Origin of the sequence: Achromobacter sp. ACM02 (assembly GCF_014851605.1) — a bacterium.
Taxonomy (GTDB): domain Bacteria; phylum Pseudomonadota; class Gammaproteobacteria; order Burkholderiales; family Burkholderiaceae_B; genus Achromobacter; species Achromobacter aegrifaciens.
The window spans coordinates 583847-599829 of the sequence record NZ_JACUZY010000005.1; the positions used below are offsets into that span (position 1 = coordinate 583847).

The 15983-nt window shown below is 67.0% G+C and carries 16 protein-coding genes; 7 read left to right on the plus strand and 9 right to left on the minus strand.

Annotated elements, in window-relative coordinates; all coding sequences use genetic code 11:
- Nucleotides 1-27 precede the first annotated feature (27 nt).
- Nucleotides 28-297, minus strand: a complete 270-nt coding sequence (locus IB258_RS18695; protein ID WP_054459270.1) for a hypothetical protein — start codon at nt 295-297, stop codon at nt 28-30.
- Between the two features lie 10 nt (nt 298-307).
- Nucleotides 308-1081 (minus strand): SDR family oxidoreductase, encoded by a 774-nt coding sequence (locus IB258_RS18700; RefSeq protein WP_054459269.1) that lies wholly within the window; start codon nt 1079-1081, stop codon nt 308-310.
- A gap of 147 nt (nt 1082-1228) precedes the next feature.
- Between IB258_RS18700 and IB258_RS18705 the strand changes: the two genes are divergently transcribed.
- On the plus strand, nt 1229-2137 hold the full coding sequence (locus IB258_RS18705; protein ID WP_192329601.1) for a LysR family transcriptional regulator: 909 nt from the start codon (nt 1229-1231) through the stop codon (nt 2135-2137).
- Nucleotides 2138-2206: 69 nt separating this feature from the next.
- On the opposite strand, the gene IB258_RS18710 is transcribed toward IB258_RS18705, so the two are convergent.
- Together IB258_RS18710 and IB258_RS18715 are read right to left on the minus strand one after the other, a co-directional pair.
- Complete coding sequence (locus IB258_RS18710; protein WP_054459266.1) at nt 2207-3625, minus strand: amidase; 1419 nt, start codon at nt 3623-3625, stop codon at nt 2207-2209.
- Nucleotides 3626-3689: 64 nt separating this feature from the next.
- On the minus strand, nt 3690-4922 hold the full coding sequence (locus IB258_RS18715) for an amino acid ABC transporter substrate-binding protein (RefSeq protein WP_054459264.1): 1233 nt from the start codon (nt 4920-4922) through the stop codon (nt 3690-3692).
- Nucleotides 4923-5083: 161 nt separating this feature from the next.
- Between IB258_RS18715 and IB258_RS18720 the strand changes: the two genes are divergently transcribed.
- From IB258_RS18720 to IB258_RS18740, 5 genes are all read left to right on the plus strand, one after another.
- Complete coding sequence (locus IB258_RS18720; RefSeq protein WP_192353055.1) at nt 5084-5968, plus strand: LysR family transcriptional regulator; 885 nt, start codon at nt 5084-5086, stop codon at nt 5966-5968.
- Nucleotides 5969-6057: 89 nt separating this feature from the next.
- Nucleotides 6058-7050, plus strand: coding sequence for a branched-chain amino acid ABC transporter permease (locus tag IB258_RS18725; RefSeq protein WP_175180458.1), 993 nt, complete (start codon nt 6058-6060; stop codon nt 7048-7050).
- Nucleotides 7051-7059: 9 nt separating this feature from the next.
- Nucleotides 7060-7941: a branched-chain amino acid ABC transporter permease gene (locus IB258_RS18730; RefSeq protein ID WP_054459258.1), complete on the plus strand. Its 882-nt coding sequence runs from the start codon at nt 7060-7062 to the stop codon at nt 7939-7941.
- Nucleotides 7942-7955: 14 nt separating this feature from the next.
- Nucleotides 7956-8663: an ABC transporter ATP-binding protein gene (locus IB258_RS18735; protein WP_054459256.1), complete on the plus strand. Its 708-nt coding sequence runs from the start codon at nt 7956-7958 to the stop codon at nt 8661-8663.
- A 1-nt stretch (nt 8664) separates the two neighbouring features.
- Complete coding sequence (locus IB258_RS18740) at nt 8665-9405, plus strand: ABC transporter ATP-binding protein (protein WP_054459254.1); 741 nt, start codon at nt 8665-8667, stop codon at nt 9403-9405.
- A gap of 135 nt (nt 9406-9540) precedes the next feature.
- On the opposite strand, the gene vapC is transcribed toward IB258_RS18740, so the two are convergent.
- Nucleotides 9541-9951, minus strand: a complete 411-nt coding sequence (gene vapC, locus IB258_RS18745) for a tRNA(fMet)-specific endonuclease VapC (protein WP_192353001.1) — start codon at nt 9949-9951, stop codon at nt 9541-9543.
- Nucleotides 9952-10453: 502 nt separating this feature from the next.
- Between vapC and IB258_RS18750 the strand changes: the two genes are divergently transcribed.
- A complete protein-coding gene (locus IB258_RS18750) occupies nt 10454-11647 on the plus strand; it encodes a low temperature requirement protein A (RefSeq protein WP_054459250.1) in 1194 nt (397 codons plus the stop codon).
- A 98-nt stretch (nt 11648-11745) separates the two neighbouring features.
- Here the strand turns inward: IB258_RS18750 and IB258_RS18755 are convergent, their stop codons facing one another.
- From IB258_RS18755 to IB258_RS18770, 4 genes are all read right to left on the minus strand, one after another.
- Nucleotides 11746-12708 carry a Nudix family hydrolase gene (locus IB258_RS18755; protein ID WP_175159722.1) on the minus strand — a complete coding sequence of 321 codons (963 nt, stop codon included), beginning with the start codon at nt 12706-12708 and terminating at the stop codon, nt 11746-11748.
- A complete protein-coding gene (locus IB258_RS18760) occupies nt 12701-13567 on the minus strand; it encodes an ATP-binding protein (protein ID WP_054459246.1) in 867 nt (288 codons plus the stop codon). The genes IB258_RS18755 and IB258_RS18760 overlap by 8 nt, the downstream gene beginning before the upstream one ends.
- Before the next feature lie 24 nt (nt 13568-13591).
- Nucleotides 13592-14818, minus strand: a complete 1227-nt coding sequence (gene argJ, locus IB258_RS18765; RefSeq protein ID WP_175180460.1) for a bifunctional glutamate N-acetyltransferase/amino-acid acetyltransferase ArgJ — start codon at nt 14816-14818, stop codon at nt 13592-13594.
- Nucleotides 14819-14917: 99 nt separating this feature from the next.
- A complete protein-coding gene (locus tag IB258_RS18770; RefSeq protein ID WP_054459241.1) occupies nt 14918-15940 on the minus strand; it encodes a hypothetical protein in 1023 nt (340 codons plus the stop codon).
- Between the last annotated feature and the right edge of the window lie 43 nt (nt 15941-15983).

Below are 15983 nucleotides of genomic sequence, written 5' to 3' on the forward strand. Positions count from 1 at the left end.
AGCGCTGGCGCGGTCAATGCCAGCGTTTCACCCGCGCGGCAGGAAGGCGATGACCAGCCAGGCCGCCGCGGCGGGTACCGCGAACACCAGCAGCAGGATGGGCAGTTCTTCGCGCACCGTGTAGCCGGCGCGCGTGACGCCGACCCACATGTTGACGATAGCCATCAGCAGCCACGCGGGCAGGAACAGTTTGGCCGCGGCGATCGAGCCTGCGGCGTCGCCGCCCCATTGCTTGCCGAACAGCGCGAACACGGCCAGCAGCAGCAGGCCTCCGACGATGGTCAACAGTACGTGCATGGCGCCGCTCCTATTTGGTGGTGTAGCCGCCGTTGATCAGCACCGTCTGGCCGGTGATCCACCAGCCGTCCGACACCAGGAAGCGGATGAAGGGCACCACGTCCTCGATATCGGTCAGCCCGGTTTTCGAGAACGGCGACAAGGCGGCCGCGGTCTTATGGTACGCCACCGCGTCGGCGCCTTCGGCCGGATAGAAGAACGGCGTGTCCATGGGACCGGGGCCTACCGCCGTCACGGAAATGCCGCGTGCGCCGTACTCCTTGGACGCGGCGCGGGTGTAGTGCTCCACCGGCGCCTTGGTGCCGGCGTAGGCCGCGTAAAAGGGCGTGTAGGCGCCCAACAGCGAGGTCACCAGCGTGCAGATCTTGCCGTTGTCATTGACGTGGCGGCCGGCTTCCTTCAGGAAGAAGAAGGCGGACTTCGAGTTCACCGCAGCCATCTCGTCGTATTCCGCTTCCGTGATTTCGGTGAAGGGCTTCTTCAGCACTTTGCCGACGGTATTGATCGCAATGTCCGGCCGGCCTACCGCGGCCACCGCGTCGGCGAACAACTTTTCCATTGCGCCGGCCGAACTCAGGTCGGCCTGCAAGGCGACGGCCTGCGCGCCGGCGGCCTTGACGGCGGCGACCGTCGCGTCGGCGTCGGCCTTGGTGGCCGCGCTGTTGTAATGCACCGCCACCGCGCGCGCGCCTTGCTGCGCCAGGTCCCGCGCGATCAAGCCGCCCAGGTTCTTCGCGCCGCCCGCGATGATGACGGTTTTGCCTTTGATTCCGTGGTCTGCCATGGTCCTCTCCGCTATCGGGCTGCCGAATGCGAGCCCTTGTGCCGACGATGATATATTCCAAAAAATCCGCACAAAACTGATATTTCTGGTATCTCTATCCAGAAATCACGAACAGTGAGGCCAGGCCTCGCAGGAGCCATCCGCCCCATGGACCGCATAGATCTGTTCCGGGTTTACGCCCGCGTCGTCGAATGCGCGAACTTCTCGCGCGCGGCGGACACGCTGGGCCTGCCGCGCTCCACGGTGTCTGCCGCCGTGCAGGAATTGGAGGGCCGGCTGGGCGCGCGGCTGCTGAACCGCACCACGCGGCAGGTGGCGCCCACGCAGGAAGGCGCGGCCTTCTATGAGCGCTGTCTGCGCCTGGTGGCCGACATGGAAGAGGCCGAGAACCTCTTTCGCCACAGTTCGGTGGGTCCCAGCGGCATGCTGCGCGTGGACGTGCCCGGACGCGTGGGCCGCCTCATCGTGGCGCCAGCGTTGCCGTCTTTTCTGGAGGCCTATCCGCAGATCGACGTCACGCTGGGCGTGACGGACCGTGCCGTGAACCTGATCGAAGAGGGCGTGGATTGCGTGTTGCGAGTCGGCGTGTTGCCGGATTCGGGCCTGGTGGCGCGGCCGATAGGCATGCTGGGCTTGATCAACGTCGCCAGCCCGGCCTACCTGGCGCGCCATGGCGTGCCGTTGACGCCGGACGATCTGGCGGCGGGGCATGCTTGCGTGAACTACGCTTCGCCGTCCAGCGGCCGGCTTGCGCCCTGGGAATGGCTGGATGGCGGCGTGTCCCGGACCGCGCCTCTGCGTGGGCGGGTCACGGTCAATAGCGCCGAAGCCTATATCGCCAGCTGCGTCGCGGGTCTGGGTCTGATCCAGATTCCGGCCTACGACGTGCAGCCGCAGATCGCCGCGGGCGAGCTGGTCGAAGTCATGCCCGACCACCGCCCCGCGCCTATGCCGATGACGCTGCTTTATCCGCAGCGGCGATCTCCATCGCGGCGGGTGCAGGTGTTTGCGGACTGGCTGGAGGCGCTGCTGCGGCCGGCTTGCGGACTGGGTTGAACGCAAAAAAAGGCCGGCCCGTCTTGCTGAGGGGCCGGCCTTGGTGGCCTGGGGTCTACAACCGTCGGTCTACAACTGGATCGCAGACAGATCCGGACGCCGCAGGTGCCAGTCGGTGGCCGCCTGGAATGCCATGCCGATGCGGCCCAGCGCGTCTTCGCCATTGGGCTTGCCCAGCAGCTGCACGCCGATGGGCATGCCGTCCGCGGCAAAGCCGGCGGGCAGCGCCAGGCCCGAGGCATTGACGTAATTGCCGGGACGGGTGAAGGCGGCCAGCGGCGTGGCGGCCTCGTCCACGTCTTCCAGCGGGCAGGCGGCAAACGGCAGGCAGGGCGCGAGGACCGCGTCGTAGTCGCGCATCCAGTCCAGCCAGGCCTGGCAGGCGCGGGCGTGGGCTTGCAGCGCCAGCACGTAGTCGGCGGCGCTGGTCTGCTTGCCGCCCAGCACGCGGGCGCGCACGTAGCGGCCCAGCGGCAGGCTGTCGTCCTCGATGTAGTCGCGGTGCTGGGCGTAGGCTTCAGCGGCGATGATCAGGCCGTTGCGCAGCATCATGTCGTGGAAATCGAAGGGGAAGGGGGCTTCCACGCATTCCGCGCCCAGGTCGGTCAGCGCGCGCCGCGTGTCGTCCAGCGCGCCTTGCACCGCCGCGTCGATGGCAATCGGGTACTGCGCCTGCGGCATGACGGCGATGCGCGTGCCGGCCAGCGGCTTCGCGCCCGCGCGCAGATCGCGGTAGCGGTAGGCGGGTATGCCTCGCGTCACGGGATCGCGCGGGTCGGGTCCGGACATGGCTGCGGTCAGCAGTAGCGAGTCGCGGGTGTCGCGGGTCAGCGGGCCGATGGAATCCAGTGTGTGGGACAGCGCCACCGCGCCGTACAGGCTGATGAGGCCGCGCGTGGTTTTCAGGCCGGTGATGCCGTTGAGCGCGGCGGGAATGCGTACCGAGCCGCCTGTGTCCGAACCCAGCGCGGCGGGCGCCAGGCCCGCGGCCACCGCCACGCCCGAGCCGCTGGACGAACCGCCGGGAATGCGGGCGCGCACCAGGTCCCAGGGGTTGCGCGGCGTGCCCATGACGGGGTTGGTGCCCCAGCCGCCGAAGGCGAATTCGACCATGTGGGTCTTGCCCAGCACCACCATGCCGGCGTCGATCAGGCGGGTCACGGCGGTGGCGGTGGTGGCGCTGCGGCGCTCGCGCCAGGCTTGCGAGCCGGCGGTGGTGACCTGGCCTTCGATGTCGCACAGATCCTTGACCGCGACGGGCAGGCCGTCCAGCGGACCGAGCAGGCCATAGCCGGCGCGGCGGCGCGCGTCGGCGGCTTCGGCCAGGCGCAGCGCGCCCTCGCGGTCGACGCTGACGTAGGCGCCCAGCGCCGGGTTGGCGCGGTCGATGCGGTCCAGGTAATGCCGCGCCAGCTCCACCGAACTGTAGCGGCCTTCGGCCAGGCCCTGCGCAAGTTCGCCGAGCGTGGCAAATGCAATGTCAGACATGTTTTCCTCGGGTGATGTCAGCGCGGCGCGCGGGCTGCCGCGCGCCGCCTTCCTGCTTGCGCGATCAGCGCTTGTTCCAGTCGGGGGCGGGGTAGACGGGTTTTTGCGTGGCCACGTCGGCCGGCCAGACCGGGACCATGCCCTTGCCCGGCAGCAGCTGCACCACGGGGAAGGGCATCAAGAGCTGCTTGCCCGTCTCGTCGATGGCGTAGGGGCCGGCCATGACGGTGAGCTTGCCCGACAGGTCCAGCGATGCCTTCTTCAGCGCGGCGGCGTCGGTGCTGCCGGCTTGCTTGACGATCTCCTCGGTCAGCGCGCCCGCGCCATAGGCCAGAGCAGTCTGGAAATCGGGCGGGAACTCGGCCTTGGGGAAGCGCTGGTCATAGGCGGCGGCGAACTGCTCGCGCGTCAGGCCGGCGTTGACCTTCCAGTTGATCGCGGGGTGGTAGTTGGTGTGGCTGTAGATGTAGTTGGAGTCCGCGCCGATGGCCTGGAATTGCGGCGTCGACGCATACACCATGAAGACATACGGGAAGTTGATATCCAGCTGCTTCATCTGGCGCGTCATGCTGATCAGATCGCCCTCGTAGGAGGTCGGCACCAGCGCCTCGGCTCCGGCCGCACGGGCCTTCTGCAGGATCGTGCTGAAGTCCTTCTGGCCCTTGGGGTACTTCTCGAACAGCACCACTTCCATGCCGTTCTTGGCGGCCTGCTCCTTGCCGCCTTCGGCCAGGCCCGCCGGGAACGGTTCGTCCGAATACAGCAGCGCGACTTTCTTCACGCCCTGCTTGGCGGCCAGTTCCATGTTCGCGCGCAGCATCGCCGACACCGGCATCTGCGTACCCGACACCATGTTCTTGAAGCCTTGCTTGTACAGGTCGTCGCTGGCGGCGGACCAGACCATCATGTACTTGCCCAGGCGTTCGGTCACCGTGGCGGCCGCGGCGGTCAGGGTGGAGCCGAAGGGCGCGAACACCAGATCCACTTTTTCATCGACAATCAGGCGTTCGTAAACGCGGGTCACCATCTGCTTGTCGCTGCGGTCGTCCAGCTTGACCAGCTCGACGGGGTATTTCTTGCCTTTGACTTCGATGCCGCCGCGGCGGTTGACGTCGTCGACCCACAGTTCGACGCCGCGCACGCCCGACTGCGAGGCGAGCGCGAAACTGCCGGTCGACGATACGGTCATGCCGACGCGGATCTTGTCCGAGGTCTGGGCGGCGCCCAGGGCAGGGGTCAGGGCGGCGACGGCGAGGGCCAGCGCCGGTATGCGGGACAGCCAGGGTCTAGCGTGCATGGGAGGTCTCCTATCGTTTTTGGTATGCGGCCCCGCGTTCCGTGGCGGACCATCGGACACAGGCCATATGTTGAGCAATGTTTGCTCAACATGCGAGATAGCGTATAACAAATAGGCATGGAGCGCACGCCTTGAATAAATTGAATTACCGACAGACCGAAATGTTGTGGGCCATCGTCATGGCCGGGTCCATCAGCGGCGCCGCGCGGCTGCTGAATATTTCCCAGCCGGCGGTCAGCCGGATGCTGGCGCATACGGAAAAAGCCATGGGGGTGACGCTCTTCGAGCGGGTTCGCGGCAAGCTCAGGCCGACCTCGCAAGTGCAGAGCCTGTTTGAGGAAATCGAGAAAACGCAGCGCATGATGCAGCGCGTCAACGATCTGGCCGACGCGCTGGCGGAGCACGGCACGGGGGTGCTGCGGTTGGCCTCCATTCCCAGCCTGGCTCAGTTCCTGGTGCCGCGCGCCGTGGCGCGTTTCCAGCAGCGCCATCCCGAGCTGCTGTTGCGCCTGAACACGACGGCGCTGCCCACGCTGATCACCGACGTGTTGCAGGGCGAGGCCGAGCTGGGCTTGGTGGTGATGCAGGCAGACCACCCTTTCCTGACGTCCCAGCCGTTGCATGTGGGGAAGATGGTGGCCGCCATACCCAGGGCGCATCCGCTGGCAGCTCGTGCCGAGGTGAGCCTGGCCGATCTGTCGCCGCATCCGCACATCGTGGTGGGGACGCGCATGCCCTTCGGCATGCTGGTGCTGGGCGCCTTCGAGCAGGCGGGCCTGCCGTGCCGCATGTGCGCCGACGTGCCATGGAGCCAGCTGGCCTGCGCCCTGGTGAATGCCGGGGTGGGCATTGCCATCGTGGATGAGTTCACGGTCATGCAGAACACCATGCCGGACGTGGTCATCGTGCCGCTGGCCGAGCGCATTCCCCTGAATATCTCGGCCGTCTATGCCAGCAACCGCGAGCCCTCGGCCATCGCCCTGGAGTTCATCAAGGAGCTGCGCGGGGTGCTTGTCGAGGCCTTTCCTGCCGAAAATAAGGGTTAGTCCTTAACTTGCAGTTATGGTTTGAACTGTTCATAATCGCCTCCAAATAAAGCGGCCGTCCAACCCGGAAACGGCCCGGAGGAAGACATATGAGCAGCAGTCCCGTCCTGGCGGCGGGCGCCGCCTCGCATCGCGCGCAGGATCAGCGCGCAGTGCGGTTGCGCACCCGCATCGCCATCATCGTCTTTGCCGGCCTGGCCGCGGGCCTGGCTCTGATTCCGATGGCCACGTCGAACATCTCGTTCGCGTTCTACCTGATGTTGTGGATCACCATGGCCAGCGCCATGAACATCTGCGTCGGCTTCACCGGCTATCTGCCGTTCGGCTACGTGGTGTTCTATGGCGTGGGTTCGTACGCCACCGGCATTTGCTACAAGATCCTGGGCTGGCCCATCCTGCCGTCGCTGCTGGCGGCGGGCGGCGTGGGCGTGGCGATCGCGCTGCTGCTGGCGCCCACGCTGCGCTTGCGCGGGGTGTACTTCGGCATCGTGAGCCTGGCGCTGGCCACCATCGTCAAGCTGATCATCTCCAACCTGCCGCAGTCCTTCACCGGCGGCAGCATGGGCATCATCCTGTCCAATGCCAACAACCCCACGCATAGCTACTACGCCATGCTGGCGGTGATGGGCGCCACCCTTGCCACCGTCACCTGGCTGTCGGTGTCCAGCCTGGGCCGCGCGCTCAAGGCCATTCGCGACGACGACGGCGCGGCCGCCTGCGTCGGCATCCACGTGCCCAACACCCGCCTCAAGGCCTGGCTGCTGGCCGCGCTGTTCCCGGCGCTGGCTGGCGGCATCGAGGCCTGGTACACGAACGTGGTGGATCCGGAGTACGCCTTCCACGTGCTGATCACCGCCAAGAGCATCATCTACGCGATGGCGGGCGGCTTCGGCACCATCCTCGGACCAGTCGTCGGCACGCTGGCGCTACTGGGCATCGACCACATGATCTGGCAGAAATTCCCGGTGGTGAACCTGCTGCTGCTGGGCCTGATCATCGTGCTGCTGATGCTGTTCCTGCCGCGCGGCATCGTCGGCAGCCTGATCAAACGCAAGCCGCAATTGCGCCGCTACATCGCCTGAGGAACCGCCATGACCGGACTGATTATCCAAGGGCTGATCAACGGCCTGATCCTGGGCGCCATCTACGGCCTGATCGGCGTGGGGCTGAACGTGATCTTCGGCGTGCTGCGCGTGGTCAACTTCGCGCACGGCGAATTCCTGGTGCTGGGCGCGTACTTCGCCTTCTATCTGATGGAGTACGCCGGCATCAATCCGCTGGTGGCGCTGCCGCTGGCCTTCGCCGCATTCTTCCTGGCGGGCTACTTGCTGTACTTCGTGCTGATTCCGCGCTTGTCCAAGGCGGACGATCCCGAGATCAGCTCGCTGCTGCTGATGTTCGGCGTGTCCATCATGCTGGGCGCCATCATGCTGCTGGTGTTCGACGCCGACGCGCGTTCGTTGCCCTATGAGATCGAGCCCGTGTTCCTGAAATTCGGGCCGGTGCTGATCCCGACCGTGCGCCTCCTGGCGCTGGTGATCGCCCTGGCCATCATCGGCGCGCTGACGGTGTTCCTGTACCGCAGCCAGCTGGGCAAGGCGCTGCGCGCCATCATCATGAACCGCGACGCGGTGCGCATCGTGGGCATCAACGCCGAACGCCTGTCGGCCGTGGCCTTCGGCCTGGGCATCGGCCTGGCCGCCGCCAGCGGCGTGCTGGTGGCGATGGTGTTTCCAGCGTTCTCGCCGTTCATGGGCAACGACTACACGCTGATCGGCTTCATCGTCATCGTGCTGGGCGGGCTGGGCCATCCGGTGGGCGCCCTGGTCGGCGCGCTGCTGTTCGGCGTCACGGAGCAGGTCTCGGTGGTGTTCTTCAATCCTTCCATTGCCACCATCTGCGGCTTTGCGCTCATGGTCGCCACCATCTTCATCCGGCCCAGCGGACTCTTCGGCCGCCAGGCGCTGCGCTAACAGGAGCCGGACACATGTTGAAAGTCAGCAATCTCAAGAAGCGCTTCGGCGGGCTGGTCGCCTTGCAGGGCGTGGACCTGGACGTGCCGCGCGGCTCCATCCTGGGCGTCATCGGCATGAACGGGTCAGGCAAGACCACCATGCTCAACTGCATCAACGGCATCTACACGCCGGACGAGGGCCGTATCGAGCTCGACGGCCAGAACATCGCCGGCAAGCAGATCCACGAAGTCGCGCGGCTGGGCGTGGGCCGCACCTTCCAGGTGCCGCGCATCTTCCGGCAGCTGACCCTGCTGGACAATCTGGAGGTCGCGCAGCAGCAGACCGGCCGCAGCGCCGACGAGCGTTACGCCCAATCCGAATACTGGCTGCACAAGGTAGAGCTGCACCGGCTGCGCCACAACTACGCCGAGGAGCTGTCCGGCGGACAGCAGAAGCTGGTGGAACTGGCGCGCATCATGGTGGCGCGACCCAAGGTGGTGTTGCTGGACGAGCCTTTCGCGGGCGTCAATCCGGCGCTGGCGCAACTGCTGATCTCGGTCATCCGCGAACTGCCGGGCGAGCACGACTGCTCGGTGGTGCTGGTGTCGCACGACCTGACCTCGATCTACCAGCTGTCCCACCACATCATCGTCATGAACGAAGGCGCCATCCTGAGCCAGGGCAACGCCGAGCAAGTGCGCGCCGACCCCCGCGTGGTCGAAGCCTATCTGGGAGCCTGACATGAGCACGTCGATACTCGCGCTGGAAGACGTGACCGTGGCCTACCACGGCGACATCACCATCCTGAACCACGTCAACATCCAGGCGCGCGCGGGCAAGGTGACGGGCGTCATCGGCCCCAATGGCGCCGGCAAGTCCACGGTGTTGAAGACCATGTTCGGCTTCCTGCCGCCGCGCACCGGCCGCATCACGCTGCGCGGCGCGGACATCAGCGCCCAGCCCTCGCACGAGCGCGCCAGCAACGGCGTGGCCTTCGTGCCGCAGCACCGCAGCCTGTTTGGCGAATTGTCGGTGCACGACAACCTGCTGCTGGGCTGCTGGCCGTTCCGCAAGGACAAGGCTCGCGTGCGCCAGCGCATCGACTCCGTCTATGACCGCTTCCCGATCCTGGCGCAGAAGCGCGACGACCCCGTCTCCAGCATGAGCGGCGGACAGCAGCGTTTCGTGGAGTTCGGGCGGGCCTTGTTGATCGAGCCGTCCGTCATCCTGCTGGACGAGCCCACCGCCATGCTGGCGCCCAAGATCTCCAAGGAGATCTACACGCTGATCCGCGGCTTTGCCGACGAGGGCATGACGGTGGTGCTGGTGGACCAGAACGTGCGCCGCTGCGCCGAGGTGTCCGACTATATGTACATCCTGGAACTGGGCCGCAACAAGGCCGAGGGCGGGCGCGAAGCCTTCGACGACGGCGGCGGGTTGCGCGAGATGGTTGCGTCCTGGATGGATTACAAGATTGATTGACTGCGGGTCAGAGCGGTCGCCCCAGCCGCTTTTCGACCTGGCGCTTTTTCCATTGGTTCGGAGTCACCAAGGTAGCCGATAGGACGGCGCAGCGATACGACAGGGGCACGACAGCGGGGCGACGGACACCCAGGCTCAGTGTTTCAGCGTCCAATCGTCCAGCCGCAACCCGGGCACGCGGGAAAATTCACGCGTGTTGTTCGTAACAAGTACCAGGCCGCGCGAGCGGGTGTGGCCGGCGATCATGGCGTCGTAGGGGCCGATGGGCGTTCCGGCGCGCGCCAGTTCCGCGCGAAGCTGACCGGAGTCTGCTGCCGCGTCATGGTCATAGTCGAGCACTTCCAGGCGCTTCAGGAAGCCGTCGACCACGGCGTGATTGCGGGTGGGGGCGGCGGACTTTTCCGCGCCATAAGCGAGCTCCATGGCGGTGATCGCGCTGATACATAACTGGCCCTGCCGTCGGTTGAACGCCTGCTGCACTGCGTCGGGCTTGTTCTTGATGGCAAAGATGCAGGTATTCGTGTCCAGCACGAGCTTCAGCGGCATGAGCGGCCTCCTGCCCTGTCCACGGGTTGATCGCGGTCGTTGAGAAAGTCGGCAGTGACGGACTCGCCTGCGAACCAGGAGTCCCAGGACCTGTCGGCGGGTGCGGGCGCCGGCGCCGGCGTTTGCCGTTGGTTGATGGCGACGATGTACCCCAGTGCCGGACTGGCTGGCCGGGCGGCGGTTTTGCGCCGGCCTGCTGGGCGGCCATGGGAAGTTTTATAGATGGATTCTGATTTCATGGCGCTCTCCTCGACTGATGTATGGCGCCCGCCTTTTATAGCGCGCCGCATGTCTCCCGCCTATGACGGCTTACCGCAGGTCGCTGCGAGCCTAGTGCGGCTTCGGCTGGGTTCCGTGCTGTTGCGGGTGGCGGCAAGGCCGCGCAGATCCGGCCCGTGGCATCGCCGCCACGCCCGCCGGGCTTTGCATTTTTTGACGATCCGGCACGACCCGCCTTGCGCTAATCTGGCGGCGCCATCATCCCCAAGGCGAGGCCCACGCCATGACCTTTCTCGCAAGCGCCAACCTGCTGCGCCGCCGCGACGGGCACGAAGCCCGCGTCACTTTCGTCGAGCTGTTCTTCGATCTGGTGTACGTCTTCGCGGTCACCCAGATCTCCCACGGTCTGCTGCATGATCTGACCTTGTTGGGCGCGCTCCACTCCCTGGTGCTGTGGTTCGCCGTCTGGCTGGGTTGGCAATACACCTGCTGGGTCACGAATTGGTTCGATCCCGACGCCGTGCCCATGCGCATCATGCTGTTCGCCGTGATGCTGGCCGGCCTGGTCTTTGGCGCCGCCCTGCCGGGCGCGTTCGGCGCCACGGGGCTGGTGTTCGCCGTCAGCTACGCACTGATCCAGGTGGGACGCACGCTATTCATCGTGCTGCACCTGGGGCCTGCGCATCCGCTGGCGCCCAACTTCCGCCGCATGCTGGCGTGGCTGTGCGTGTCGGCGGTCTTGTGGATTGCGGGCGGACTGTCCCAGGACGGCACGCGGCTGGCGCTGTGGGCGCTGGCGGTGGCCTGCGAGTATCTGTCGCCCATGATCGGCTTTCGGTTTCCCGGCCTGGGGCGTTCCGCGACCAGCGAATGGACGATCGAGGGCGGCCACCTGGCCGAGCGCTGCCAGCTGTTCGTCATCGTGGCGCTGGGCGAAACCCTGCTCATCACCGGCGCCACGCTGGCAGGCCTGGAGCGCTGGAACGCGCCCGCGCTGATCGCGTTGCTGGCGGCTTTTCTGGGCACGGCCGCCATGTGGTGGGTGTACTTCGACACCAGCAGCCGTGACGGCAGCGAGGCCATCGTGCATAGCGACGATCCAGGCCGCATCGGCGCCTGGTTCCACTATGTGCACGTCATCCTGATCGCCGGCGTGATCGTGTCCGCCGTGGCCAACGAACTCGTCATATTGCATCCGGACGGGCGCATCGCCATGCCGGCGGCCGCCGCGCTGATCGGTGGCCCGGCGCTATACCTGGCGGGCAACGGCATTTACAAGACAGTGGTCTACGGCCGCTTCCCGCTGTCGCACGTAGTGGGGCTGGTGCTGCTGGCCGTGCTGGCGCCCGTGGCCTTTGTGACCGACAACCTCATGGTGGGCGGTTTGACCACCTTGATCATGATTCTGGTGGCGGCGTGGGAGAGCGTGTCGCGGCGCAGGGCGCATGCCGGCGTTCCGCAAGGAATCGCGGAGTAGCGTCAATCCCGTGAGGGCCGGAGGCTGCCCCAGAGGGATCCGTTGGATGCCCCCGTGGAGCTGGCAGGCGGCGGCTTTCAGCAAAGCCGCCGCGCGGCTCAGATCAGGCCGCGTATCCCTGCAATGCCGTGTGCGCCGTGGCGCAGCGCCTGCGATACGGTCTGGGTGGACTGGCCGCCCAGCGCGAACACCGGGATGCCGGCGTCGCGATTGCCCGCGACGAAGCCTTCCCAACCCAGCGTCGCCGCGCCGGGGTGGCTGGGCGTGTCCAGCACGGGACCCAGTACCGCGAAGTCGGCGCCGAGTTCGCGTGCGTGGACGACCTGGGCATTGTCGTGGGCCGACACGCCGACCAGCGCGCCCGCGGGGAGTTCAGGGCGCGCCGTGAGCTTGGCGGCATCGGCCGCGCGCAGATGCACGCCATCGGCCTCGCGCCACCAGGCGGCGGGATGGACGCTGTTGACCAGCAGCCGGGCGCCCGCGGCGCGGCAGCGCTTCTGCACCTGTTGCAGCACTTCATGCAGCGAAGGCGAGGCCACTCCGTCCGGCCATTGCGGTTCGCGCAACTGCACCAGCTTGACGCCGCGCGCCAGAGCCGCTTCCAGACGGCCCAGGAAAGCGGCCACGCCGGCACGCGAACCCACGGAGCTGATGCCGTAGGACGTGGGCAACTGCAGCCAGCGCAGCGGGGGCAGGGTGGCGGGCAACAGATCTCCCACCGATGCGGCCTGCGCAGGGGCGACCCATTCCAGGCGCTGGTTTTCCAGGCTGCGCGGTTCGCCCTCCCAGCCGGTGACGTGGCAGAACGCCAGGCGCACCGTGGTGTGGGGGTAGGCATGCACGTAGGTGACCCAGGGGCGCGACTGCGTGACGCGGATGCCGATTTCTTCCTGCAGTTCGCGCGCCAGGGCTTCCAGCACGGTTTCGCCGGGTTCGAGCTTGCCGCCGGGCAGCTCCCACCAGCCCGCCCAGGGCTTGCCTTCGGGGCGCTGTCCCAGTAGCAGCATGCCGTCCGGACGCAGGATCAGGCCGGCGGCGACGTCGACGATCTTTTCAGACATGACGGGCTGCCCAGTCGCGCGCGAACTGGTACGCCACGCGGCCAGAACGCGAGCCGCGCTCGATCGTCCATTGCAGCGCCTCGGTGCGCGAGGGTTCGATCTGCGCTTCCGGGCAGCCCAGCTCGCGCAGCCAGTGGTAGACGATGTCCAGGTAGTCGTCCTGCTTGAAGGGGTAGAACGACAGCCACAGGCCGAAGCGTTCGGACAGCGAGATCTTTTCCTCGACGGTTTCGCCGGGGTGGATCTCGCCGTCGGGCTGATGCTTGGCCGCCAGGTTCTCGCTCATGTATTCCGGCATCAGGTGGCGCCGGTTGGACGTTGCATAGATCAGCACGTTGTCGCCCGAGGCCGACACCGACCCGTCCAGCACCGACTTCAGCGCCTTGTAGCCGGCCTCGCCTTCCTCGAACGACAGGTCGTCGCAGAACACAATAAAGCGCTCGGGACGGGAGGCGACCAGCTCGACGATGTCGGCCAGGTCGCCGAGGTCGGACTTGTCCACTTCGATCAGGCGCAGTCCGCGGTCGCCATAGGCGGCCAGCATGGCCTTGACCAGCGAACTCTTGCCAGTGCCGCGGGCGCCGGTCATGAGCACGTTGTTGGCCGGCTTCTTTTCCAGGAACTGCAGGGTGTTGCGATCGATGATGCCCTTCTGGCGCTCGATGTGCTGCAGGTCCGCCATGTCGATGCGCGCGACGTGGCGTACGGCGTCCAGCCAACCGCGCGCGCCGCGCTTGCGCCAGCGGTAGGCGTGGGCGGTCCAGTCGATTTCGGGCGTTGCGGGCGGAAGCCAGGCTTCCAGCTGCGCCAGCACGCGCTCGGCGCGCTGGATAAGGGTGGAGAACTCGGTTGCGGTCACGTCTGAAGTCCCGGAAGTTTCGGATCAGGAGCGGTAGTCGGCGTTGATCGACACGTATTCGTGCGAGAAGTCGCAGGTGTAGACCGTGTCGCTGACCTGGCCGCGGCCCAGGGCGATGCGCACCTGGATCTCGGCCTGCTTCATCACGCGCTGGCCGTCGGCTTCCTGGTAGGCGGGGTTACGGCCGCCGTCCTTGGCCACCAGCACATCGTCCAGCCACAGGCGGATGTTGGACACGTCCAGGTCGTCGATCCCGGCGTAGCCCACTGCGGCCAGGATGCGGCCCAGGTTGGGGTCCGAGGCGAAGAAGGCGGTCTTGACCAGCGGCGAGTGGGCGACGGCGTACGCCACCTTCAGCGCTTCCTCGGTGGTGCCGGCCTCTTCGACGCGGATGGTCATGAACTTGGTGGCGCCTTCGGCGTCGCGCACGATCTTGGTCGCCAGTTCCAGCGCGGCGGCCGTCAGGGCTGCGCGCACGGCGGCGTAGGCCGGATCGGATTCGGCGTTCACTTCGACGCCCGACTTGCCGGTGGCGGCGATGATGAAGGAGTCGTTGGTGGATGTGTCGCCGTCGACCGTGATGCGGTTGAACGAGGCGTCGGCGATTTCGCCGGCCAGCTTGGACAGCAGCGGCTGGGCGATGCCGGCGTCGGTCGCCAGGAAGCTCAGCATGGTGGCCATGTTGGGCCGGATCATGCCGGCGCCCTTGCTGATACCGGTGAAGGTGACGGTCTTGCCGTCGATCTGCACCTTGGCGGACGAGATCTTCGGCAGGGTGTCGGTCGTCATGATGCCGTGGGCGGCGCTGAACCAGTGGTCGGCGCCCAGGTCGGCGATGGCGGCGGGCAGGCCGGCCACCAGGCGGTCCAGCGGCAGCGGCTCCAGGATGACGCCGGTGGAGAAGGGCAGGACTTCGGCGGCGGGCACGCCCAGCAGCTGGCCGAGCGCGGCGCAGGTGTCCTTGGCTTTTTGCAGGCCTTCTTCGCCGGTGCCGGCGTTGGCGTTGCCGGTGTTGATGACCAGCGCGCTGATCGGGCCGCCGGCGGCCAGGTGGGCCTGGCAGACCTGCACCGGCGCGGCGCAGAAGCGGTTGCGCGTGAACACGCCGGCCACGCTGGTGCCCTGCGCGAAGCGGAACACGGTCAGATCGCGTCGGTTGGCTTTGCGGATGCCGGCCTCGGTAACGCCGATTTCAACGCCGGCAACAGGAAAAATTTCGGACTCGGAGGGGATCTGCAGATTAACGGCCATGACTTCGTCTCATGTATGAGCAGGACGGAATCGCCGCCAGGCGAGGCGGCGCGCGGGGGAAAGCTTCGTATTATCCCACCGGATTGGGACAGCGTCCGGTCAGGGGCCGATCCGCATGGCCGCGACGTCCAGCACGCCGGCCTCGCGGTTGCCCAGCACGCTGCGCACGGCGCCGTCCGGGGACTGCAGCACCGACTTGCCCGCCGGCACGTCCTCGCCGCCCGCGCGCCGCGCCGAACGTCCGCGCGACGGCGAGAACAGCAGGTCGCCGGGCTGGGCGCCGGGCAGGCGGGGGTTGGCGGCCAGCACCCGGGTGCCGGGCTGGTAGGTCATGTCGCCCAGTACGGTCTCGCGCGCCAGCAGGCCTTCGAAATCCAGCATGCGGCGCTGGCTGTCCAGCTGCATGTCCACCTTCAGCATGGGCATGCGCCCCACCTCCAGCGCCTCGCTGCCTTCGGTGCGCAGCAGCCAGCGCGGCGCGTCGGCGGCGCTGCCGCCATTGATGACCTTCAGCCAGGCGCCGGGCGGCACGGGCTGCTGGTTCAGGGTATTGCCGATGGCCAGATGGCAACTGGCAAAGCGCGGACGGCCATCGTGCAGCACGAATTCAAGGCGGTGCCCATGCGCGCACAGCCAGCCGTCCTGCGCCTGGTCGCGCGCGATCTCCACCGACAGGGTCTCAGCCTGCTTGCTGCTGGCCGGGTAGCGGAACATGCGCGTGGCCGCGACGCCCTGGATGGAGGCGGGGTGGCTTTCGGGGAAGACGGCGAGATCGAACGATGCCAGATCGCCTGGCTTGGCCAGGCTGAGCACGGTGCCGGCCGGCATCTCCACGCCCGCCAACTGGGTGGACTGGGCCAGCACGGTCTTGCGGTCGGCGTCGGCCTGGGCGCTTTGCCGGGCCGAAAACCACAGGCTGAACTGCTGATAGGGAAAGATGGCGCCGACGATGGCAAGCAGGGCCATCAGGACGGCGCCGCCACGCCGGTGGCCGCCAAGCCATTCCCGGGCGCTGGAGGTGGTGGCCAGCACGGCCAGCCAGGTCAGCAGCGTGGCCAGGCAGGCCAGCGAAGCTGCCATCAGCACGTAGAAATTACCGCCAGGAAGAGAAACCGGAATCATGGCGGCAATTATGCGCCAATCCGCAGGCGGACATGGGCGCCTG